The organism is Caldisericum exile AZM16c01, assembly GCF_000284335.1.
Lineage (GTDB): Bacteria > Caldisericota > Caldisericia > Caldisericales > Caldisericaceae > Caldisericum > Caldisericum exile.
The window spans coordinates 813,429-835,301 of record NC_017096.1 but is presented as its reverse complement, the minus strand read 5'-3'; the positions used below and the strand labels follow the sequence as shown (position 1 = coordinate 835,301).

At 33.7% G+C, this 21,873-nt stretch carries 18 protein-coding genes; 9 read left to right on the top strand and 9 right to left on the bottom strand.

Annotation, left to right across the window (positions count from 1 at the left end):
• Positions 1-441: 441 nt before the first annotated feature.
• Together CSE_RS04085 and CSE_RS04080 are read right to left on the bottom strand one after the other, a co-directional pair.
• Entirely contained in the window at positions 442-1,551 is a 1,110-nt protein-coding gene (locus CSE_RS04085; RefSeq protein WP_014453377.1) for an amidohydrolase family protein, read from the bottom strand.
• Positions 1,544-2,710, bottom strand: a complete 1,167-nt coding sequence (locus CSE_RS04080) for an amidohydrolase (RefSeq protein WP_014453376.1) — start codon at positions 2,708-2,710, stop codon at positions 1,544-1,546. The genes CSE_RS04085 and CSE_RS04080 overlap by 8 nt, the downstream gene beginning before the upstream one ends.
• Before the next feature lie 105 nt (positions 2,711-2,815).
• Between CSE_RS04080 and CSE_RS04075 the strand changes: the two genes are divergently transcribed.
• Complete coding sequence (locus tag CSE_RS04075; RefSeq protein ID WP_014453375.1) at positions 2,816-3,172, top strand: iron-sulfur cluster assembly scaffold protein; 357 nt, start codon at positions 2,816-2,818, stop codon at positions 3,170-3,172.
• Here the strand turns inward: CSE_RS04075 and CSE_RS04070 are convergent.
• The 7 genes from CSE_RS04070 to dnaX are packed head-to-tail and all read right to left on the bottom strand — an operon-like array spanning position 3,159 to position 10,202.
• Entirely contained in the window at positions 3,159-4,985 is a 1,827-nt protein-coding gene (locus CSE_RS04070; protein ID WP_014453374.1) for a ComEC/Rec2 family competence protein, read from the bottom strand. The two genes, CSE_RS04075 and CSE_RS04070, sit on opposite strands and share 14 nt — an antisense overlap.
• Positions 4,985-5,572 (bottom strand): helix-hairpin-helix domain-containing protein, encoded by a 588-nt coding sequence (locus tag CSE_RS04065; protein ID WP_014453373.1) that lies wholly within the window; start codon positions 5,570-5,572, stop codon positions 4,985-4,987. Before CSE_RS04065 ends, CSE_RS04070 begins: the two co-directional genes overlap by 1 nt.
• 3 nt (positions 5,573-5,575) lie before the next feature.
• Positions 5,576-6,394 carry an Fpg/Nei family DNA glycosylase gene (locus tag CSE_RS04060; protein WP_014453372.1) on the bottom strand — a complete coding sequence of 273 codons (819 nt, stop codon included), beginning with the start codon at positions 6,392-6,394 and terminating at the stop codon, positions 5,576-5,578.
• 1 nt (position 6,395) lies between these two features.
• Positions 6,396-7,676: a phosphopyruvate hydratase gene (gene eno / locus CSE_RS04055; RefSeq protein ID WP_014453371.1), complete on the bottom strand. Its 1,281-nt coding sequence runs from the start codon at positions 7,674-7,676 to the stop codon at positions 6,396-6,398.
• A gap of 15 nt (positions 7,677-7,691) precedes the next feature.
• Positions 7,692-8,300, bottom strand: coding sequence for a recombination mediator RecR (gene recR, locus CSE_RS04050; RefSeq protein WP_014453370.1), 609 nt, complete (start codon positions 8,298-8,300; stop codon positions 7,692-7,694).
• On the bottom strand, positions 8,287-8,610 hold the full coding sequence (locus CSE_RS04045; protein ID WP_014453369.1) for a YbaB/EbfC family nucleoid-associated protein: 324 nt from the start codon (positions 8,608-8,610) through the stop codon (positions 8,287-8,289). Before CSE_RS04045 ends, recR begins: the two co-directional genes overlap by 14 nt.
• Positions 8,607-10,202, bottom strand: a complete 1,596-nt coding sequence (gene dnaX, locus CSE_RS07910) for a DNA polymerase III subunit gamma/tau (protein WP_014453368.1) — start codon at positions 10,200-10,202, stop codon at positions 8,607-8,609. Before dnaX ends, CSE_RS04045 begins: the two co-directional genes overlap by 4 nt.
• A 576-nt stretch (positions 10,203-10,778) precedes the next feature.
• Between dnaX and deoC the strand changes: the two genes are divergently transcribed.
• The 8 genes from deoC to CSE_RS04000 all read left to right on the top strand — a co-directional run bounded on the left by deoC (position 10,779) and on the right by CSE_RS04000 (position 21,872).
• The gene (gene deoC / locus CSE_RS04035) at positions 10,779-11,435 is read left to right on the top strand and encodes a deoxyribose-phosphate aldolase (RefSeq protein WP_014453367.1); all 657 of its coding nucleotides are present in this window, start codon (positions 10,779-10,781) and stop codon (positions 11,433-11,435) included.
• Positions 11,435-12,142 (top strand): DNA repair protein RecO, encoded by a 708-nt coding sequence (recO, locus tag CSE_RS04030; RefSeq protein WP_014453366.1) that lies wholly within the window; start codon positions 11,435-11,437, stop codon positions 12,140-12,142. The genes deoC and recO overlap by 1 nt, the downstream gene beginning before the upstream one ends.
• 3 nt (positions 12,143-12,145) lie before the next feature.
• Positions 12,146-13,009, top strand: coding sequence for a glycine--tRNA ligase subunit alpha (locus tag CSE_RS04025; RefSeq protein WP_014453365.1), 864 nt, complete (start codon positions 12,146-12,148; stop codon positions 13,007-13,009).
• Complete coding sequence (gene glyS / locus CSE_RS04020) at positions 12,990-15,074, top strand: glycine--tRNA ligase subunit beta (protein WP_014453364.1); 2,085 nt, start codon at positions 12,990-12,992, stop codon at positions 15,072-15,074. Before CSE_RS04025 ends, glyS begins: the two co-directional genes overlap by 20 nt.
• Before the next feature lie 62 nt (positions 15,075-15,136).
• A complete protein-coding gene (gene ppdK / locus CSE_RS04015) occupies positions 15,137-17,797 on the top strand; it encodes a pyruvate, phosphate dikinase (RefSeq protein ID WP_014453363.1) in 2,661 nt (886 codons plus the stop codon).
• The gene (locus CSE_RS04010) at positions 17,794-18,897 is read left to right on the top strand and encodes a deoxyguanosinetriphosphate triphosphohydrolase (protein WP_014453362.1); all 1,104 of its coding nucleotides are present in this window, start codon (positions 17,794-17,796) and stop codon (positions 18,895-18,897) included. Before ppdK ends, CSE_RS04010 begins: the two co-directional genes overlap by 4 nt.
• Before the next feature lie 67 nt (positions 18,898-18,964).
• Positions 18,965-20,689, top strand: coding sequence for a DNA primase (gene dnaG / locus CSE_RS07905; protein WP_014453361.1), 1,725 nt, complete (start codon positions 18,965-18,967; stop codon positions 20,687-20,689).
• Between the two features lie 4 nt (positions 20,690-20,693).
• A complete protein-coding gene (locus tag CSE_RS04000) occupies positions 20,694-21,872 on the top strand; it encodes a sigma-70 family RNA polymerase sigma factor (protein ID WP_014453360.1) in 1,179 nt (392 codons plus the stop codon).
• Position 21,873: the final 1 nt, after the last annotated feature.

The window sequence follows — 21,873 nt, the reverse complement described above, 5'->3', positions numbered from 1 at the left end:
TCTTCCTCGTTTTAAAGGTCTTTTTCCTCCATTTTTACCTCCTAATATATTTTATCAAGTACCAATTCTTAAACAAATATCTTATAGGTATCTAAATTTTTATTCTCGACATATTAAGCAATATGCACATATTGCTTAATAAAGCATATTGAATTTTAAAAAATTGGTTTCTATGTGACTAAACGAGCTTTAACGCAATTCAACAAAAGAGGGCTCAAATTTACGTCAAATAAAATAAAGTTATAAAAGGCATTAAGAAAGGAAATATTTTTAAGTATGAACTTAAAATTATTTTTTTTAATTAGAAACCAAAATTTAAAATTTGTTTTTAAAATTCAGCTTAAAGTATTTTACACATTTATAAGATAAAGTTAATAAGAGTTTTGTTTAAAAAAATGGCAGGGATAACACCCTGCCAACTTGAGATTATTTTATTCTTTTTTAGACTACTCGCACACCTTTAAGAAAGACATGACTTGTTACAGCATTTGTATCATACGGAACGTTATCGAAGGCAACAATGTTTGATAGACCATCTTTTTCAAGTTTTCCAAGGTGAACATTTCCTAAAATTTTAGCTGGGTTTAAGGTTATTGTTTTTAAAGCTTCAACTTCATTAAGGCCTTCTCGTACAAGAAGCCCTGCATTCAGTCTTAGATATTTACTTGGAAACATTGGATGTCCTGATGTAAGAGCTGTTAAAATTCCATTACTAATAAGTTCAACAGGAACTTTTGGAGAAAGACCCTTTAGTTCAATTGACCAGCGTGGGAACATCACGGGGCCGTATATAACTGGGACGTTACTTTCCTTAATCAAATCTTTAACCAAGTTTGCCTGCGCACCGTAAAGAATTGCAGAATTTAAGTTAAATTCCTTGGTAATTCTCAAAGAAGTTGCAATATCATCCGCCCTCAAACTTGCAAAAAGCGCAAGATCTTTTTGTGAAATTAAATCTTGTAATGACTCGTAAGAAAGATTTGGCTCTTTGTGTTCCTTTTTATATTCAATTGCTTTGTAAAGTGTGTCTCTAATAACATAGGCAATTCCCATCCTTGTAGATGGAGTCTTGTTCTTTGGTCCATATACTGACTTTGGTTCTGTATTAATTGAAAATTTTACTCCATATGAGTTCTGAATTACCATATCAAGAGCATGCTTTCCTTTGTTGTATATAAGTGTGCCTCGTCCTCCAATAGGATTTGTATTTCCCGGTAAGACCAAGCTTATAAGTGTTCCTCCTTTAATGGCTTTGTCAAAAGCTTCGTCGTAAGGGTTTATTCCATCGAGAGCAAAGAGTTCTGGTGTAACAGGATTGGTTGCTTCATTTAAATCATCACCTTCAACTCGACCAAGCGATTCTTCTTTGAGTCCAATCCCAGAACCAAGATCTATAATTGGAGGCATGACAAAATTTGCAGTATAAGTTTCTTTAACGGGTTCGTTGATATCTTCTCCAATGTGATAAATTTTATTTTCATCAAAGAAAATTACTATATCTTCTAAAATTTGTTCTCCGGTAAAGAGTTTTCTTGCGTAAAGTTTATACATATTTTCCTCCCTCAATAATGACGTTTCCTTCAAGAATGACAGTGTTAGCCTTTGCAGTTACTGAAAAAGGATTTTTGTCAAAAATAACAAGGTTTGCAATTTTCCCTTCTTCTATACTTCCATAATCGTTATCTATTTTCAAAATCTGTGCAGGATTTATTGTAATAAGCCTAAGAGTTTCGTCAAATCCCAATCCTCCTTCGTAAGCAACAAGTCCTGCCTGAATTAACGCGTAGCCAATAGATACAACTGGATGGTCAGTCATAAGGGCAACTTTTACACCAGCATCGACCAATTTCTTAGGATTTTCAAATGAATTAGATCTTGTTTCAACCTTAGGGGAAACATCAAGAATAGGTCCAAGAATTACAGGAACGTTTTCCTTTGCAAGAAAATCCCTGATTCTTGCTGAATCTGTTCCATGCTCTATTACTACCTCAAGTCCAAATTCATGCTTGGCAATTCTTATTGCTGTTATAATATCGTCAGCTCTATGAGAGTGAATTCTGAGAGGAATTTGGTGATCAAAAACAAGATAAAGACTTTCCATATTTAAATCAAAGTCAACCTTCTCGCCACTCTTTTTCTTTTCGTAATAATTTTTTCCTTTATAAAGTGTTTCTCTAAACACTTTTGCTGTGCCCATTCGAGTTGTAGGAAGTTGATTTTTTGAAGAATAAACTCTCTTTGGATTTTCGCCAAAGGCGCATTTGAGTCCAGCAGGATTTTTAATTATCATTTCGTCTACAATATTACCGTAAGTTTTAATAACAGTACTTAGTCCTCCAATTACATTACCTGAGCCAGCACCAGTAAACACAATTTCAAAGCCTGATTCAAATGCTTCTTTGAACGCAGGATCATAAGGATTTATTGAATCAATTGCTCTTAATCCAGGAGTTGCAGGATTAGTCATTTCATTGCCATCCTCATCCATTTCTGTTCCTTCAAGAGCAAACGTACCAAGATGAGTGTGAGCATCAATAAATGAAGGGAAAAGCAAGTTCCCTTGTGCGTCAATAACTTTAGTCGAATTTTCATCAACGTCAATTTTTTCTGAACTGACTTTTTTAATTCTGTTACCTTCTACGAGCACATTTCCATTTTCTAAGATGCCTTGCGTTACAGTGTAAACTTTTGCATTTTTTATTAAAAGCATTTTTTGCCTCCTTCTTTTGGTATTCTAATATATAATGGCTAATTTTTAAAGAGTTTTTCTATTTTAAGAAAAAAAGTGATATAATGGAAATGCAAGAGGTGAAAATTGTATCCAAAGATAGTTGTTGATCATTTTATGAAACCAAGGAACGTTGGAACTATTATAAATCCAACGGCGGTAGGAAGTTCAAAATCTGAAGGAGGTGGTAAGGCAATAATTTATTTGCATGTTGAAAATGGAGTAATTCTTGATTTCAAATATCAAGTTGATGGATGTCCCTTTGCAATTGCAAGTGCGTCTATACTTTCGGAAAATATAAAAGGAAAGAAACTTGAACAGATTGAACCAATTGATTACAATTTTTTTACAATTTTTTTCGACATTCCAAAAGATAAAATCAAATGTGTAGAACTTGTCGTTAACGCATTCAACGATGCATTAAGTAAGATTAAGGATAAATAGACTTCCCACCTATAAAAATTTCGAGATCGTTATTTCTACATGCGATTTTTATTTTCCCTTCTTTTAAGGTAAAGTTTTTAGGAAGTACTTCGTAACTCTGAAAGTTCAAAGCAAGGTAGTCTTTATCGACTGATTCATCTGCAAAAATACTTTTTATTGGAATCCTCTTCTCATAAAGCTCGTTAATTTGCACTCCTTCTTGAATGGTTGGATTCTTAAGAAGAATTATAGTATCTATAGAATTGATCCCATTGCCTTTGATAATGTTATAAAGTTTGTTAAATGAGTATTTTCCAGAATTACTTATAATTAAAATATTCTTAAAAGAATTCTTCACTATTATTACTTGCGAATTTTGAAAGTTCTCTATTACAATATCTGTTAAAGATGCGTTATAAAAGACAAAAGAAAACATCAAAATTATCACTATTAATGTTATAGATACCTTAAATTTTTTAGGAATATTCCCGACAAGTAGAAATGTCGATATAAGTAAGGCAAGCTCTAAAAAGAAAAACTGGGTTAAAGAAAGTGTTCCAAAAATAGAAGCACTTGGGAGCTTAGATGAGAAATTAACAAGTGAAATTAAAAGACCGTAGAAGAAATTAATCAAAGAAGAAAAAATAGAAGCAAACTTAATCGAAAAAAGAGAAATAAATGTATATAGTAAACCTATTAGAAGAAGAAAAGACATGTATGGAATAACAAACAGATTTAATGGAATAGATATTATTGGTATTGAATTAAATACAAATAAAACAAGTGGAGTCTCATATAGATTAACAAAGATAGATACATTGAGCAAATTAAAAATTTTTTGTTTAAAGTCAAATTTTAACGCTACAACAATTCCAAGAATTGCAAAACAAGACAAATAGAAACTTATTGAAAATAGTGATTGAGGAAAAGCTATAAGTATTAGAGAGATTGCAACGATAAGTGAATTTAAAAGATTTTTCCCTCTCCCAAGATAATTTCCCAAGACTAATATCGATAGCATCAAAAAGGCTCTAATTGCAGAAAACTTTAGTCCAATGAATACAATAAATAAAAAAGTTACAAAAAGTGAAAAAATCTGAACAAAAGGAATAAAAAAATTTAATAGTATGGTAAAAAATGAGTAAATTATACCGATATGCAATCCGGAAATCGCAAATATATGAGCGATACCAGACAGTTGAAAATCAGATTTTGTACTACTTTCTAATGCATTAGTTCCTATGAGAGTTGAAATAAGGAGATTACCCTCCTCACTTTTGAGAGTAGATCTTATGTTGTGTATAATTTTTGACCTTAAATTAGAAAGAAAGGTATAAAAAATCTGACTTTTAATAATTTTTACACTTTTAGGAAAAAGAGTTAATGTATCTTCAAAATTGATTAACTTTGAGGTGTTTTTATGTAATTCTCCTTGTATTTGGACTGTCGATTTTTTTGGTGGTGGCATTTCTTTCGAGTAAACTTTGACAATAATATCTTCTAAATGGTTGTCAATAGATGACACTTTTAAATAGTATATAAATTTTTCGCCACTTATTTCATAAAAATCCGTGACGATGCCACAAACTTTGACAATTGTATCCTGAACATTGTAATTTATTGTGTTGAAAACTGTTTTAAAAGAGTAATATCCACTTAAAGTTGATAGTAGGAACAAAAAAATGATACCAAATCTATAATTTTTTCTTGAAATAAGTACAATAACAATAAGGGTTAAAAAATAAGTTGGGAGTAATAAAATATTTCTTGTTTGAAAGGATATTGATATTCCTAAGCCTATTAGAGTTGAAAGAAGAACCAAAAATGAGAGCATTACACTGTAATTAGATCCTGAATTTTCTCAAACGTTTTTTCGCCTATTCCTGAGACATTTACTATATCGTGTATAGTTTTAAAAGGTCCGTTCTTTGTTCTATAATCAATTATAGCCTGTGCCTTTGCTTCTCCGATTCCGGGAAGTGTCATTAACTCTTCTTTTGTTGCTTTATTTATGTTTACTTTGTTGGTTTTAGGAGTTGTAGCTAAGGATGTAGAGTTGTTTGAATTAAGCAATGAGTTATCTTTTGAAGGAACAATTACTTCTTCACCATCCGTAAGTTTTTTTGCAAGATTAATTGAAATCAAATCTGCATTTTCTGTGACACCACCAGCAAGAGAAATTGCATCCTTAACTATTGCGTTTTCTTCTAATTCGTATACATCTGGATGTTTGACTTCTCCTGTTACGTAAACCTTAATTTTTTGTTGAGAGGAATTACCTACATTTTGGACAATCACAGGTTGCTCTTGTGCTTTATTGTTTGATAAGTATGTTTTTCCGACATATAAGCCAATCCCGAACGAAATGAAAATAAGTAAGATTAAAATTATGATTATCTTTTTCGTGTCAAGTGTATCCACGGGTCACCTCTGACATTTTGGGCAGAAGTACGATGTTCTTCCCCCTATTTTTGTTGTTTCAATCGGAGTTCCGCAAATTGGACACTTTTCTCCTTCACGCTTATGAACTAAAAAATGTTCATGGAAATGGCCTTTTGAGCCGTCAAGATGAACAAAGGAAAGCTCACTTGCACCACCGTATTTCTTTGACTTCTCCAAGACGAAAAAAATATTTTTGTATATACTTTCAATTTCATCTTCTGACAAATATCCCCCTTTTCTTTTGGGATTTACTTTTGATACAAAAAGAATTTCATCAGAATATGCGTTGCCAAGACCGGCAATAATACTCTGATCAAGAAGGATGTCCTTTATCCTTTTAGTCCCGTTTTTTAGTATAATTTTCTTAAAATTTTCAAGTGTAAATTTTTCATCAAGAACGTCTATCCCGAGTTCTTTTATTTCATCTAAATTATTAATGTTTTTAGTTTCATGTAAATGAATGAATCCATTTGACATAATACCAAAGATACCAATGGACTTACCATTATCGAACTTTAAATATGCTTGTGCTTTTTCCTTTTCCGAGTCATCTATTAACCGCAGGTATCCGGTGAGTAGAAAATGAATAAGAAGGTATTTATAGTTTGAGAATTTCAAAATTAACACTTTGCCGTGTCTTGCAACGTCTTTGAGGACCTCATCCTTTAATTCTTTTTCAAATTCATTCTTGCAGACGTTTGAAATCTTTTCATTATTTAAGATTGCCTCTACAACTTTTTTTCCGATAAAAGTAGAGGCAATCTCATCTTTTAAAAAATTAACTTCAATAACCTCTGGCATATTATTTTAGAAATTTTTTGAAGACATTAATTCCTGCAAATCGAGCGTTTTCGCCTAATTCTTCCTCAATTCTAATTAGTTCGTTATATTTTTCAACTCTTTCCATTCTTGCTGGTGCACCACTTTTAATTTGACCAGTTGTCATTCCTACTACAAGATGAGAGATAAATGCATCCGCAGTTTCTCCGGACCTATGTGAGACAATTGCGTTAAATCCATTAAATCTTGCAAACTGAATTACCTTAAGAGTTTCCGAGAGTGTCCCAATTTGGTTTAGTTTAATAAGTATTGAATTGGTTGCTTTGAGTTCAACACCCTTAGAAAATCTTTCAATATTTGTTACATACAAGTCATCGCCAATAATTTGGATTTTATCACCTAATCGTTTAGTAAATTCAATCCAGCCGTCCCAATCCTCTTCAGCAAGCCCATCTTCAATGGAGATAATGGGGAACTTACTTAAAAGATTTTCATAAAAATCAATCATTTCTTTCGATGTTAATTTTGCACCTTCGAAATTGTAGTAGCCATCTTTAAAGAATCCCGAAGAAGCAGAATCAATACCAAGGAAAATATCTTTTCCTGCAATATAATTTGCATTGGTTATCGCTTCCACAATCAAACTCAGTGCTTCTTCTGTATTTTTTACTTTAGGTGCAAAACCACCTTCATCTCCTATACCGACTGAGTATCCTTTCTTTTTTAGAATAGACTCAAGGCTTCTGTAAATTTCTGCGCCTGCTCTAATTGCTTCTTTGAATGAAGTGAAGTTTACAGGGAGGATAAGAAATTCTTGAATGTCCAAACCAGAATCTGCATGTGCACCGCCATTCAAAATGTTTAGTTGTGGTACTGGAAGAAGATTTGCATTCAATCCTCCAAGGTATTTATATAAAGATATTCCAAGTTCATTTGCCTGTGCTCGTGCAACAGCAAGGGAAACACTTAATATTGCGTTAGCCCCAAGTTTACTTTTATTTGGTGTACCGTCCAAATCAATCATCGTTTTATCGATAAGATACTGGTCTTGTGCTTCCATTCCGATTATATTTTCCGCAATTACTTCATTCACGTTCCTTACTGCATTTAAAACACCTTTACCGTTAAACCTTGACTTGTCTCCGTCTCTTAATTCAACTGCTTCAAATTTTCCAGTTGATTTGCCAGATGGTACTGCTGCAACACCAACTGCACCACTCTCAAGAACAACTTCGGTCTCAATAGTTGGGTTTCCTCTTGAATCTAAGATTTCTCTTGCTTTTACAAAAATAATCTCGCTCATTTTAACCTCCTAAATTTATTTGTATTCCTTTCTTTCTTTAATTGCCATAGACAAAGTTAAAGTATCTGCAAGTCCAATTTCTGCTTCCTTTGGTAAACCGACAGCAATTCTTGTAATCCTAATATCCATTTTAATCGAATTAATAAGTTTTGCAATGTAAGTTGCAGTCATATCACCACTAAAATCAGGATTTGTAGCAAGAATAACTTCTTTTATGTGTGAATTTTTGATTCTATCAAGCAATTCTTTCAATTTAATTTGGTCTGGTCCTTTATGGTTTATAGGATCGATATCCCCATGAAGAACATGATAAACTCCTTTGTAGGAACCCGTCTTTTCAATTGCAAGTAAATCGTTAACTTCCTCTACAACGCAAATTGATGACCTATCTCTTGATTCATCGCTGCAAATCTCGCAAATTTCTTTATCAGTAATATTAAAACAAATGGGGCATAAATGTAAATTTGCCCTTGCATCAGTTAAGGTATCTAAGAATTTTTTTATTTCTTGCTCTTCCAAAGATAAAAGGTAAAGGGCAATTCTTTCCGCAGTTTTTGGTCCAATAGAGGGTAGTTTTTCAATTTCCTCAATTAAAGATTTAAGCTTACTATTAATTGATTCCATTTGGAAAATTGGGTAATAATCCTCCTAACGCACCTAAAGAGGCAAATTTCTCTTGGGCAATGAGTTTTGCCTTGTTTTGAGCATCCTTTATTGCAACTACCACTAGATCTTCAAGCATCTCTTTATCTATATCTTCTAAATTTTCCTTTAAAATTTGAATAGAAATAATCTCAAGTTTTCCGTTAACAACTGCTTTAACTATATTCTGGGCTGTTGCCCCAATCTCCATTTGCTCGAGTTCCAAGTTTATTTGTTCTAGTTTCTTTTGCAGTTCTTGGGCCTGCCTTAGAATGTCGTTAAAATTTCTCATTTTTTATCCTCCTTAATATCAGTTATTGTTCCCTCGAATAGATCCAGTATTTCTCTAATTTCTTTTTTGTTCTCTATTTCTTTAATTCTTTCCTCTTTACTTATTTTAGGTTCTATCTTTGGTTCAATATAAACTACCTTAAACGATTTACCAGTTATTTTCTTTAAAGCTTCTTCCAAAATTTCTATGTTATCTTTTGATTTTAAAACATTTAAAGCAAAAGGTTTGTCAGGGATAATTTCAATTACGCCATCTTTTACAGAAACCGGCGCTGACTTCAAAAGCATTGTCGAGGCTGGGATGCTTTTTTGTTTTACTTCATTAACAATTGTTTCCCATAAGTATTTAATTCTTTCGATATCTATTTCCTGAGTTTGTGTTTCAGGCTCTTCTATTTTTTCAGATGATTTTTTTTCTTGAGCAAGTATAATTTTATCAACTTTTTCCTTAGAAATAAATTGAGACGCATCCTCTCTTCCAACACTTTGTTTTCCACTTAAATTATCTTCAAAATTTCCTAAGTTATCAAGAAACTCTACAAGCAATGCAAAGTAGAGATCTTTATAAATTTTTACTTTATTCAAGGCTTCTAAAAGTACTTTTGAAACTTCGATAAGTTTTCTTAAAGTTGCTACTTTTATGATCTCCTTCATATCTGAGAAAGTAGTTGCATCTCTTTTTTCTTCTACGGTATCACTTGCGCCTAGCTTAAGAGTAATTAGGTCTTCAAAGAATTCAGTCATTTCATTTATGAAGATTTTAGGATCTAATCCTGAAACTTCAAGTTGACGAATTCCATCGAATATAAAATCTACGTTACCTTGAATAAGGGCCTTTGCAAAATTAAGTACAAAATTTTCGTCGGGTATATCGAGGATATTTCTTACAATATTTTCGTCAATATTGTTTGAAACAGTTATTACCTGTTCAAGTAAACTTAAGGCATTTCGAAGTGACCCAGAAGAAGCTCTTGCAATTAATTCCGATGCAGCATCAGTTATTTGAACGTCTTCACTTTGTGCAACCTCTTTTATTTTCTTACTTAGCCTTTTTATACTGATAGGTTTGAAGTAAAGTCTTTCACACCTTGAAGAGATCGTTGGTGGAATCTTATCTGCCTCGGTTGTTGCAAGAATAAACACTACGTTCTGCGGAGGTTCTTCCAGTGTTTTCAAAAGTGCATTGAACGCTTGGGGTGTAAGCATATGCGCTTCGTCTATTATGTAGACTTTATATTTAGAATTTACTGGTACATACTGCACATGTTCCTTCAAACTTCTAATTTCATCAATACCTCTGTTTGATGCGGCATCTATCTCAATAACATCTAAACTCGTGCCATTTGTAATTGCAATACAATTATCACATTTAAGACAAGGTGTGTCGGTTGGACCATTTACACAGTTAAGACCCTTTGCGAAGATTCTTGCAATTGTAGTCTTACCAGACCCCTTCGGTCCTGCAAATAGATATGCATGAGATACTTTCTTCTGTTTCAATTCTGCCCTCAGCACTTTTACAACCGCATCTTGTTCAACTACTTCGTCAAAGGTCTGGGGCCTGTATTTCCTGTAAAGTGCAATATATTCCATACTTAAATTATAACATTAAAATTAATGTTTTACAACTGAAGGCATTAATTCCATACATTTGACACTTTGAAAGAAATATAATCCATCGTTTCAAAATTTTTGAACTTGTATGTGGTAAAAAGTAGGAGATTTAAATCTTTGAATTTTTCTTATGACATTGTGTTTCTTAATTTGAGATTAACTATAACCCTTATAAAAAAGAATTTGGTTTTTAAGTAATTAAAAAGTTCTTTGATATTTTGGATAAATTAAGTAATGTTTCTTATTTTATATGTTTCCTTCTTATGAACTCTCCAAAGGATTTAGAAATTAAAATCTTTTTTAATAACTCAATACCATCCTTTATTGGATAGACTGTTTTTCTTTATAAAGAAATACATATTGAGGTGATTTTACTTTGTATTTCAAAGAAAACTAAGAAGCACTGATTAGTTCTCTTTGTAGGTTTTTTCTTTAACATATTTTTCACTTTTATCAAAAGTTGGTGTAGAGAGTTTCATATTGATATGAAATTAGACAATAAACTGTTCTTGATTAATTGTTATAAATTCATAAAATATGTAAGAGGTGATATACATGGATGAAATTTCTAAAGATTATTTAAGAAGTATTATTGACCACACGCTTTTAAAACCAGATGCCACTCCCACAGATATTGAAAAACTTTGTAAAGAAGCAATCGAAAACAATTTTTTCGCAGTTTGCGTTAATTCCTCCTATGTTGAGTTAGCGAAGAGTTTTTTAAAAGGAACTAATATAAAGATCGCTTCGGTTGTTGGATTTCCTCTTGGTGCTTCATCAACTTACGCAAAGGTGTCAGAATCGGAAAAGGCAATTAAAGACGGTGCAGACGAGATCGACATGGTAATTCATATTGGCCTTTTAAAGGCGAAGGAATATGCAAAAGTTGAAAGTGACATAAGAGAAGTGGTTAAGACTGCAGCAAACAGAACTGTAAAAGTTATCATCGAAACATGTCTTCTTACCCAAGAGGAAAAAATAATTGCATCAACAATTTCCGTTTCAGCTGGCGCTCATTTTGTAAAAACTTCAACAGGATTTAGCACGGGAGGCGCAACAGTTGAAGATGTTCAACTGATAAGGTCTGTTGTGCCGAATTATATTGGTGTAAAAGCCTCAGGTGGTATTAGAGACTTTGAAACTGCAGTTAAATTGGTTAAGGCTGGTGCGACAAGAATAGGTGCAAGTAAGAGTGTTGAAATAGTTTCTTAATGGGCTACATAAATATTAACGGACTTACAATAACTTCGTTTGATACAAAGGAAACCGACAGGTATGTAGTGATGCTTACTGATAAATTAGGTAAAATAAATGTTAAATTTAAATCCGTTAGAACATCAACTTCAAAACGCTCAGGTTATACTGATTCGTTTGTATATGAAAAGGTTCAGTTATACAAGAAAGGAAATACTTACATTGCAACGGAAATAGAAATGCTTGATGACTTTAGAGACGCGAAAAATGATCTTTCAAAAATGGTTGTTCTTTTGTATATAAAGGAATTACTTTTGCTTTTGCTCCCTTATGAGGAAGAAAATATGGAGATTTTAGATCTTACCCTAAAAACCCTTTCTTTCTTAAGTTCTGTTGAACCCGTGTACTCGAAAGTTGCTTTGCTCTATTATATGTTTCACTTTATGAAATTGCTGGGAAGTCCGATTAATTTTCTACAAGAGCATCCAAAGGTAATTTATTTTTCTTTTGAGAACAACGGATTTAATGAAAACTCGGGTTTTACAGTTGACGCAGTTGTGTATGAAGAGTCCTTACTTTTAAATAAGATGGCTTATCCAGAGAAATTAAATATTGTTAAGTTTAACGAAATACTGGATCTATTAAACTACTATATAATCCAAAAATTTGAACTTGATGAATATAAAAAATTTTTAGAAAGTGTGAAAACTTTGAGCGTGAGGTGATGAATGTACTTTCAAGATTTAATTTTTAAATTAGAACATTTTTGGCAAAAACAAGGTTGTGTAATTTTACCACCGTTTGACCAAGAAGTTGGTGCAGGAACTTTAAGTCCTTATACATTTTTAAAAGTTTTAGGTAAAAAACCGTGGATGGTTGCTTATGTTCAACCTTCAAGACGTCCTGCCGACGGACGTTACGGTGAAAATCCTAATAGACTGTACATGCACCACCAATTTCAAGTTATCATAAAACCACCACTTGAAAACATTAAAGATATTTATCTTGAAAGCTTGAAGTATCTTGGCTTGAAACTTGCAAAACATGAGATAAAGTTTTTAGAGGACAATTGGGAAACAGCAGTACTTGGTGCACAGGGTGTTGGTTGGGAAGTGCGACTTGACGGTCTTGAAATAACTCAGTTTACGTATTTTCAACTTGCTGCAGGTATCAATCTCGATCCTGTATCTGTAGAAATTACTTACGGCCTTGAGAGACTTGCAATGTTTTTGCAGGACAAGGATAATATTTTCGATATTCAGTGGAATGAAACTACAACTTATGGTGAACTAAGAAAGCAAGAGGAAAAAGAAGAGTGCATATACGCGTTTGACGAGAGCGATATAGATTTACTATTTGATCTTTTTAACAAGTTTGAGTCTGAAGCAAAAAGAATTTTGGAACAAGGGATTCTTATGCCTGGTTATATGTATCTCTTAAAGTGCTCACATACCTTCAACTTACTTGATGCAAGAGGTGTTATAAGTGCCTCCGAAAGACAGAATATGATTGGAAGAATGAGACATCTTGCAGAACTTTCAGCAAAAATAGTCTTAGAAAGAGAGGTAGAACATGAGGGACTTTCTATTTGAGATATACACTGAGGAAATGCCTGCAAGACTACTTAATGGGGTTACTCTCCAACTAAAGGAATTAGCAGAAAAAAATTTAAGCGAGAGTACTCTTAAGCACGGAGAGATTAAAGCCTTTTCAACACCAAGAAGATTAGTTCTTTTCGTTAAGAATGTAGAAGAAAAGGAAGAAGATAGAGTCTTAGAAATAAAGGGACCGTCACACAAAATTGCTTATGATGAACAAGGAAACGCAACGCTCGTGCTTAAGAAATTTTTGGAAGCTAATAACTTAAAAGAAGATGAGATCAAAATTAAAGAGATTAAGGACAGCAAATATGTTTTTGGTTATAAAAGAATTGAAGGGAGAAATGCGAAAGATGTCCTTCGAGAAGTTGTGTTAAGTTCACTTAAAAGCTTAACATTTCCTAGAGGAATGAGATGGAATAATTCTAACGTCGTTTTTTTAAGACCGATAAGAAATTTTCTTTCACTTTTTGGAGATGAAATAGTAAATGTTGAATATGCTGGAATCAAATCGTCAAATAAATCCTTTGGTTTTTACTTTGATTCGCCGTTTGAGTTTAATTGTGAAAGCCCGGTTGATTATTTTACAAAAGTTAGAGAGCGCTATATAGTTCTTGATTACAAAGAAAGGGAAAACATTATTAGAAAAGGAGTTGAGAAAATCTCAGCCTCCGTTGGAGGAAAAGTTAAATTTGAGGAAGAGTTTTTGGAGGAAGTTGTAAATTTAACAGAGTTTCCAACGCCATTTCTGTGTGAACTTAAACTTGAGAAATTTGATATACCTGATTGCATTATAGAAAGCGTTATAAAGGATCATTTAAAGTCGTTTCCGATTTACTCTAAAGATTTTAAAAAAGTCCTGCCATATTTTATTGGTATTAGAAACGGAACTTCTGATTTTATTGAGAATGTAAAAAAAGGATATGAGAAAGTTGCAACAGCAAGGCTTTATGATGGTGCATTCTTCTTCGAAGAAGATAAGAAAGAAAGACTCGAAACAAGAGTTCCAAAGTTGAAGGACATAGTGTTCATTTCTGGTTTAGGCACACTTTTCGACAAGACAGAAAGACTTGTTAGAATTGCTGATTATCTTGGTGAATTGCTTAGGTTAGATCCAAATGAAGTGGCGCTCTTAAAAAGAGCATGTTTTCTTTCCAAGGCTGATATAACAACTCAAGTAGTAAAAGAATTCCCAGAACTTCAGGGTACAATGGGTGGTATTTACGCAAAAATACAAGGTGAAAGAGAAGAAGTTGCAAATGCAATTTCAGAGCAGTATCTTCCAAAATTTTCAGGCGATGAACTTCCGATTACTAAACTCGGAAAATACCTGAGCATTATAGATAAATTGGATACGCTTGTATTAAGCATTGGAAAGGGTATTGAATTTACAAGCTCCAAAGATCCGTTTGGATTGAGGAGAAGTGCTCTTGGAATAGTGCAAATTGCTTTTACTCTTGACGAAAATGTTTTTCCAATTTCTGATCTTATCAACTTTATACTGAGTTTGAACGCGTTTAATAAAGAAAATAGTTCAATTCAAAGCGAAGTTTTAAGTCTTATAAGGGAAAGGGCAAACTACTTAATAAGATCTAACAATATAAGTTACGATATTGCAAATGCAGTCACTACGCTTCCAATTGATTTAATGCCAACGTTTTTAGAGAGAGCGAAAACTCTTGAAAAATACTCAAAGGATGAAAAATTTAAAGAAATTGTGACTGTGCACAAAAGAATAAGAAATATATTACAAAAAGCAACTGTTGAAAGTGAATTTATTTCAGAGAATCTTTTGATTGAAGAGGCAGAAAAGGAATTATACACTGTTACAAACGAAAGCGAGAAACTTTTAAACGAAATGCTAAAATCAAGAGATTATGATGCAGTTATTCATCTTTTATACCTATATGTTCCAAGCGTAAATAAGTTTTTTGACAAAGTTCTCGTTATGGATAAAGATGAAAGAATAAGAAACAATAGACTTGCACAACTTTCAAAGGTCCTCAAACTTTTTGAAAACTTTGCTATGTTTTCGGAAGTTGTTATTGAGAAATATTAATTTCGTTCTTTTTGTGGTAAAATATAAAACTAAGGAATTTAAATTTTAAGATGGAGGTAATTATGGCTAAATGGGTTTATGATTTTGAAGAAGGTAGTGAACAAATGAGAAACCTTCTTGGTGGCAAGGGAGCTGGCTTGTCAGAAATGACACGAATAGGCTTGCCTGTACCACCAGGTTTTACAATTACAACTGAAGCGTGCAAAGATTATCAAAAAAGAGGCTATATAAGCGAAGAAATAAAGCAAGAGACCTTAGAACATCTAAGAAAATTAGAAGAAAAGACTGCGAAAAAATTTGGAGATCCTGAAAATCCTCTCCTTGTTTCAGTTAGATCTGGTGCGCCTGTCTCGATGCCTGGAATGATGGATACAATTCTTAACCTTGGATTAAACGATGAGGCAGTTGAGGGTTTAAAGAAACTTACCCAAAATGGAAGATTTGCTTATGACAGTTACCGTAGATTCATTCAGATGTTTGGAGATGTGGTTATGGGAGTTCCTCATGAGGAGTTTGAGAAAATTCTCTCATATCACAAAGAAAAGAACGGCTTTAAATCTGACGTTGAACTTACTGAAGAAGTTCTAAAAGAAGTAATAGCAGATTACAAGAAGCTTTATAGAGAACATACAGGTAAGGATTTTCCACAAGATCCAATGGAGCAACTTTTCCTTGCAATTGAAGCAGTATTTAAATCCTGGAACAATCCAAGAGCAATTACCTACAGAATGCTGAATAAAATTCCTGATGATTTGGGAACAGCAGTAAACATAGTGATGATGGTTTTTGGAAACATGGGTAATGACTCTGCAACGGGTGTAGCATTCACGAGGAATCCATCTACGGGTGAGAAAAAGTTATATGGAGAGTACCTAGTAAATGCACAAGGTGAAGATGTTGTAGCTGGTATTAGGACACCAAAACAAATTGACGAACTTAAAAACGAGATGCCTGAAACTTATAATGAACTTTTAAGGGTTGCTAATATTCTTGAGCATCACTATAGAGATATGCAAGATATGGAATTCACAATAGAGCGTGGTAAACTCTATATGCTTCAAACCCGTTCTGGTAAAAGAACCGCCCGTGCCGCCGTAAAAATCGCCGTTGATATGGTAAAAGAGGGCCTAATAACAAAGGAAGAAGCTGTTTTGAGAGTATCAACAGAACAAATTGATCAACTTTTGCATAAAATGATAGATCCAAAAGCAGAGGTTAAAGTGATCGCAAAGGGATTACCCGCATCTCCAGGTGCTGCATCTGGTAAAGTAGTCTTCGATGTAAAGGAGGCAGCCCAAAGAGGCAAAATTGGTGAGGCAGTAATTCTTGTAAGACCAGAAACAACTCCGGAAGATCTCGAAGGAATGGCACACTCTCAGGGTATTCTTACCACTCGTGGGGGAATGACAGCACATGCAGCAGTAGTTGCAAGAGGAATGGGAATTCCATGTATAGTAGGTGCAGAATCTATCAAACTTGACCTTGAAAATAAGACTTTTGTAGTAAACGGTGTTACCGTAAGAGAAAACGATATCATAACCATTGACGGAACAACAGGAAACGTAATACTTGGTGAAGTACCAATGGTTGAACCAGAATTATCTGGTGAATTTGAGGAATTCTTAAAAATTGCTGATGAATTACGTAAACTTGGCGTTAAAGCAAATGCAAATACTCCCGAAGAAGCACGTAGAGCAAGAAGTTACGGAGCAGAAGGTATTGGACTTTGTAGAACAGAGAGAATGTTTTTACAGCCAGACAGACTTCCAGTAATGCAGGACATGATAATCGCAGAGACGCCAGAAGAAAGAAGGGAACATTTGAGTAAACTTGAGCCACTTCAGAAAAAAGATTTCTATGAAATTCTTAAGGAAATGGATGGGTTTCCAGTAATAATAAGATTGCTCGATCCTCCTCTCCATGAGTTCTTACCGCAAAGAGAAAGGTTAGAGAAAGAAATCGAGGAATTAAGACAAACAGATTTTGATTCTGAGCTTCTCAAAAAGAAAGAACGTCAACTGAAAAGGTCTAAAGAACTTTCAGAATTTAATCCAATGATTGGTTTTAGGGGTTGCCGTGTTGGAATTATTTATCCCGAAATTTATGAAATGCAAACTCAAGCAATTGTAGATGCTGCAATCCAATTAAAGAAAGAGGGATTTAATCCAAAACCAAAAATTATGTTACCACTTATTGGACATGTTAACGAGATGAGAACTTTACGTGAAAAAGTTGAAAAAATTGTTAAAGATAAGTTAAATGAGGCAGGAATGAATTTAAAAATTGAAATTGGTACAATGGTAGAAGTACCGAGAGCAGCACTTACAGCTGATCAAATAGCTCAATATGCAGATTTCTTCTCCTATGGAACAAACGATTTAACGCAGACTACTTTTGCGTATAGTAGAGACGACGCAGAGGGAACTTTCTTACCATATTATCTTGAACATAAAATTCTTGAAAAAGATCCTTTTATGACGATTGATAGAGATGGGGTTGGAAAACTTGTAAGAATCGGCGTTGTCTTAGGAAGACATGCAAATCCATCACTTGAAATTGGAGTTTGCGGAGAACATGGTGGAGATCCTGAATCGATAGAGTTTTTCCACTATGCGGGCCTTGACTATGTGAGTTGTTCTCCATTCAGAGTTCCTATTGCAAGACTTGCTGCTGCTCAAGTTTCAGTAAAAGAAAAAGGAAAAACAGTTTTTGTAGATAAGTGATAAGAGAAGAATACGAGCATTTAGAAGAAAGATTGCTCTCTCCACTTGCTTGCCTTAGCAAGAACTCGGTGGGGAGAGCAATTCCTGAAAAAAAAGACCCTTATAGAACTGACTTTCAAAGGGATGTAGATAGGATAATATATTCAAAAGCATTCAGGCGTCTTCAATACAAAACACAGGTTTTCATTGCACCTAAGGGAGATCACTATAGAAATAGGCTCACGCATACTCTTGAGGTAATGGCTATTGCAAGATCAATATCGAGAGCACTTCGTTTAAATCCCGATTTAACTGAAGCAATAGCGGTTGGACACGACTTAGGACATTCTCCTTTTGGTCATGCAGGAGAAGAAGTATTAAATGAAAAAGTAAAAGAGTATTTTGAAGACATGCAATTCGTTCATACCGAGCAAAGTTTAAGAGTGGTAGACTTACTTGAAAAACGTTTGAAGTCTGATGGGACAGAGGTGTTCGGTTTAAATCTAACACATGAAGTTCGTGAAGGTATTGCAAAACATAGCAAAGGTTTGAAAGATTTAAAAGATTTCTCGGACAGTGCACTTCCTTCTACCCTTGAAGGGCAAGTTGTGAGAATTTCTGATAGAATTGCCTATTTGCACCACGACCTTGATGATGCGATAAGAGCAAAAATTATTAAGGAAAGCGATGTACCAGAAAAGGTTAAAAAAATTCTTGGGGACAATAACAGCAAGAGACTTTCTACCATAATTTTAAACGTAATAGAGGAAAGTAGGAACAAGGATAAGATTACTGTTTCAACTGATATTGAAATGGCAATGGATGAATGGAAAAATTTTCTTATGGAAAAAGTTTATATTGGTTCAGAGCCAAAAAAGGAGGAAGAAAAAGTAAAAATCATTTTAGGATTCCTTTTTGATTATTATATGAATAATATAGAGAAGCTCAGAGATTATCTCCATTCACATCCGATCATTATACATCACAAAGACCCTGTCTCATATCTCAAGGAAGATAAAAGAGAGAGGGTTAGAGCAATTGCAGACTATATTTCGTCAATGACTGATAGATTTGCTATAGAATTAGTACAATCGATAATGTTCCCAAGTCCAATATCGTAAATTGACCTATTCATAAAATTTCTATTTTAAAAAGGAAATTCACGGTAAATTTTCGTATTTATATTTGATGAGAGATTTAAGGGAAATTGTAGAAGAAATACATTCTAAAATAGATATTGTAGATTTTATTGGCAAATATGTAAAACTTAAAAAACAGGGTTCAAATTATGTAGGTTTATGTCCATTCCACCAGGAAAAAACCCCGTCATTTGTTGTAAGTCCTACAAAGCAACTGTACCATTGCTTTGGTTGTGGAGCAAGCGGGGATATTGTTACATTTTTAATGAAAATCGAGAATATGTCATTCAAGGATGCACTTAAGCAACTCGGTGATATTGCTGGAATTGAAATACCCAATAATTTACCAAAGGAAAACTTTGATAGGGAAATCCTTTATGCTATTAACGAAGAGACAAAAAATTATTTTGTTGAAAATTTAAAAGGAAAGCCTTTTGAGTACTTAGTAAAACGTGGATTAAGTGATCAAAGCATAAAGACTTATCAATTGGGGTTTATAGGAGAAGACAACAGAGGAATTTACGATTATTTACTTTCAAAAGGTTTTAAAAGAGAGGATATTTTAAAAACTGGAAATTTCAGGGTAGATAATTCTGGAAATGTTGTTTCTTATTTCTATAACAGAATTATGATTCCGATATTTGATCTAAACGGAAAAATTATTGGCTTTAGCGGGAGAAGTTTTGCGGATCAAGAACCAAAATATTTAAACTCTATTGATTCACCAATATTCAAAAAAGGCGAAGTTCTTTACCTTATGAATTTTTCAAAAGATTATATACGAGAAAAAAAAGAAGCAATTATTGTGGAAGGATATTTTGATGCTATTATTCTTTTTGAAAATGGTATCAAGAATGTTGTTTCAACTATGGGTACTGCTTTTACAGAACAACACGCAAAACTTATTAAAAGATTTGCTTCTAAGGTTTATTTCTTTTTTGACAACGATATTGGAGGACGTAACGGTGCAGAAAGAGCTGTGGAAATTTGCAATAAATTTGATCTTACATCTTTAATTGTCATAGCCGAGAACAATCTTGACCCAGACGAAATAATTTTGCATGAAGGAACTGGGGCTGTTATGAATTTGATAAAAGACGCGAAGGATCCCGTGTTTTTTATCCTTGACTTCGAATTATCAAAATCAGACGGTACCTTGCAAACAAAAAACTCAGCAATTCAAAAGGTGATAGAGGCACTTTCTAAAATAGACAGTAAAACACTTGTCTATGAATACATCAAAGAAATTTCTCTTAAAACTAAAATTGAAGAAAGATTCTTAATAGACGCATATAACAAAATAGCAGGCAAAAACAAAAGTAGCAACCCAAGCAAAGACTTGGTAAACCTCACGTCTAGGATCCGAAATAAAATTTATCAAATACAGGAGGTTTTTACTCAAGCAATTTTACAGAATTCACCACTTATAAATGAGATTTTAAAAGTTTGTCCTATAGCCGAATTCGATGAGCCCTTTAGAAAAATTGTAACCACGGCGCTTAAGGATATGGAGGATGGAAGTGTTGTCAATCCCCCAAACTGGTTTGAACTAGATCAAGAAACCTACAACAAGGCAGTAGAACTTTATATGAGAGACGAATTCCTTGTAAGGGAAGAATCTATAGAGGAGCATATTGAATCTTACAAAGATATTAAGATTTATGAAGCAAAATTAAACGCATTATATAATGAGATTCAAAATCTTGAGGGAGAGGAAAAAATCGAAAAAATGAGAGAATTCAATATACTTTTAAAACAATACAAAGGAAGGTGATACAATGCAAGAAAAAGATACATCACTACAACTAATTAAAAACTATCTTAAAAAGTTAAAGGAGCTGAATAAGGACGAAAGGGAGGTCGTAAGAAAACTTATCGAACGTGGAAGAGTAACAGGCTTCCTTTCATATGAAGAAATTGCTTCCGCTCTTGAGAGGATGCCTTTAACAGCCGATGAAATAGATGAAATGTTTATGCTTTTACAGAAACTTAGAGTAAAGTTTGGTGATAAGGAACGACTTGAGAAAATAAAAGGAAAACTAAGTAGAAAGGCAGTAGAGGAAGTTGAAATTACTGAGCTCAAAAATCCGATACAATCTTATCTTGCAACAATTGGCTCGGTAGATTTACTTACTCCTGAGGAAGAAATGGAACTTGCTAAGAAAATTGCACATGGAAGTGAAGAAGAGAAAAAATGGGCAAAAGAGAAGTTGTTAAGGGCAAATTTAAGGCTTGTTGTTAGTATTGCAAAGAGATATACAGGTCACGGCCTTTCTTTTCTTGATTTGATTCAAGAAGGTAATCTCGGCCTTATTAGAGCTGCAGAAAAGTTTGACTATAGGAAAGGTTTCAGGTTTTCGACATATGCTACCTGGTGGATTAGACAAGCAATAACAAGAGCACTTGCAGATCAGTCAAGATTAATTAGAGTTCCTGTGCACATGGTCGATAGTATCAATAAGATTGAAAAGGCGTCTAAAGAGTTAATACAAGAACTTGGTAGGGAGCCCACTTATAAAGAACTTGCGGAAAGGACCGGTATTTCTGAAAAAAAGATCAGTAAATACCTAAGACTTGCTCAACAACCACTATCACTTGAAATGCCAGTTGGCGATGAGGAAGAGAGTAGGCTCGAAAACTTCATTGAAGATAATAGACACTTAACACCAGAAGGAGAAAGCCTGAACCAGTACTACAAAGAGCAGATAGAGAAAGTTTTAAATAAACTCACACCACGTGAGAGAGAGATTCTAAAATACAGAATGGGGCTTGATGGCGAATATCCACACACACTTGAAGAAGTAGGAACGATTTTTGGTGTAACAAGGGAAAGAATTAGACAAGTCGAAGCGAAAGCAAAACGAAAACTCTCCCAATACTTAAAGCAGTTGGAAAAAGAAGAAGGGACATTAGAGGAAGAAAGCGTAGAAGAGGAAAACGAAGACTTGCCAGATTAAC

Bases quoted from the DNA above. Each gene is read 5' to 3' on its own strand.
- CSE_RS04045 (WP_014453369.1), bottom strand. From the start codon at position 8,610: ATGAGAAATTTTAACGACATTCTAAGGCAGGCCCAAGAACTGCAAAAG.
- CSE_RS04000 (WP_014453360.1), top strand. From the start codon at position 20,694: ATGCAAGAAAAAGATACATCACTACAACTAATTAAAAACTATCTTAAA.
- recR (WP_014453370.1), bottom strand. From the start codon at position 8,300: ATGGAATCAATTAATAGTAAGCTTAAATCTTTAATTGAGGAAATTGAA.
- eno (WP_014453371.1), bottom strand. From the start codon at position 7,676: ATGAGCGAGATTATTTTTGTAAAAGCAAGAGAAATCTTAGATTCAAGA.
- recO (WP_014453366.1), top strand. From the start codon at position 11,435: ATGGGCTACATAAATATTAACGGACTTACAATAACTTCGTTTGATACA.
- dnaG (WP_014453361.1), top strand. From the start codon at position 18,965: ATGAGAGATTTAAGGGAAATTGTAGAAGAAATACATTCTAAAATAGAT.
- glyS (WP_014453364.1), top strand. From the start codon at position 12,990: ATGAGGGACTTTCTATTTGAGATATACACTGAGGAAATGCCTGCAAGA.
- CSE_RS04025 (WP_014453365.1), top strand. From the start codon at position 12,146: ATGTACTTTCAAGATTTAATTTTTAAATTAGAACATTTTTGGCAAAAA.
- CSE_RS04060 (WP_014453372.1), bottom strand. From the start codon at position 6,394: ATGCCAGAGGTTATTGAAGTTAATTTTTTAAAAGATGAGATTGCCTCT.
- CSE_RS04085 (WP_014453377.1), bottom strand. From the start codon at position 1,551: ATGTATAAACTTTACGCAAGAAAACTCTTTACCGGAGAACAAATTTTA.
- ppdK (WP_014453363.1), top strand. From the start codon at position 15,137: ATGGCTAAATGGGTTTATGATTTTGAAGAAGGTAGTGAACAAATGAGA.
- deoC (WP_014453367.1), top strand. From the start codon at position 10,779: ATGGATGAAATTTCTAAAGATTATTTAAGAAGTATTATTGACCACACG.
- CSE_RS04080 (WP_014453376.1), bottom strand. From the start codon at position 2,710: ATGCTTTTAATAAAAAATGCAAAAGTTTACACTGTAACGCAAGGCATC.
- dnaX (WP_014453368.1), bottom strand. From the start codon at position 10,202: ATGGAATATATTGCACTTTACAGGAAATACAGGCCCCAGACCTTTGAC.
- CSE_RS04070 (WP_014453374.1), bottom strand. From the start codon at position 4,985: ATGCTCTCATTTTTGGTTCTTCTTTCAACTCTAATAGGCTTAGGAATA.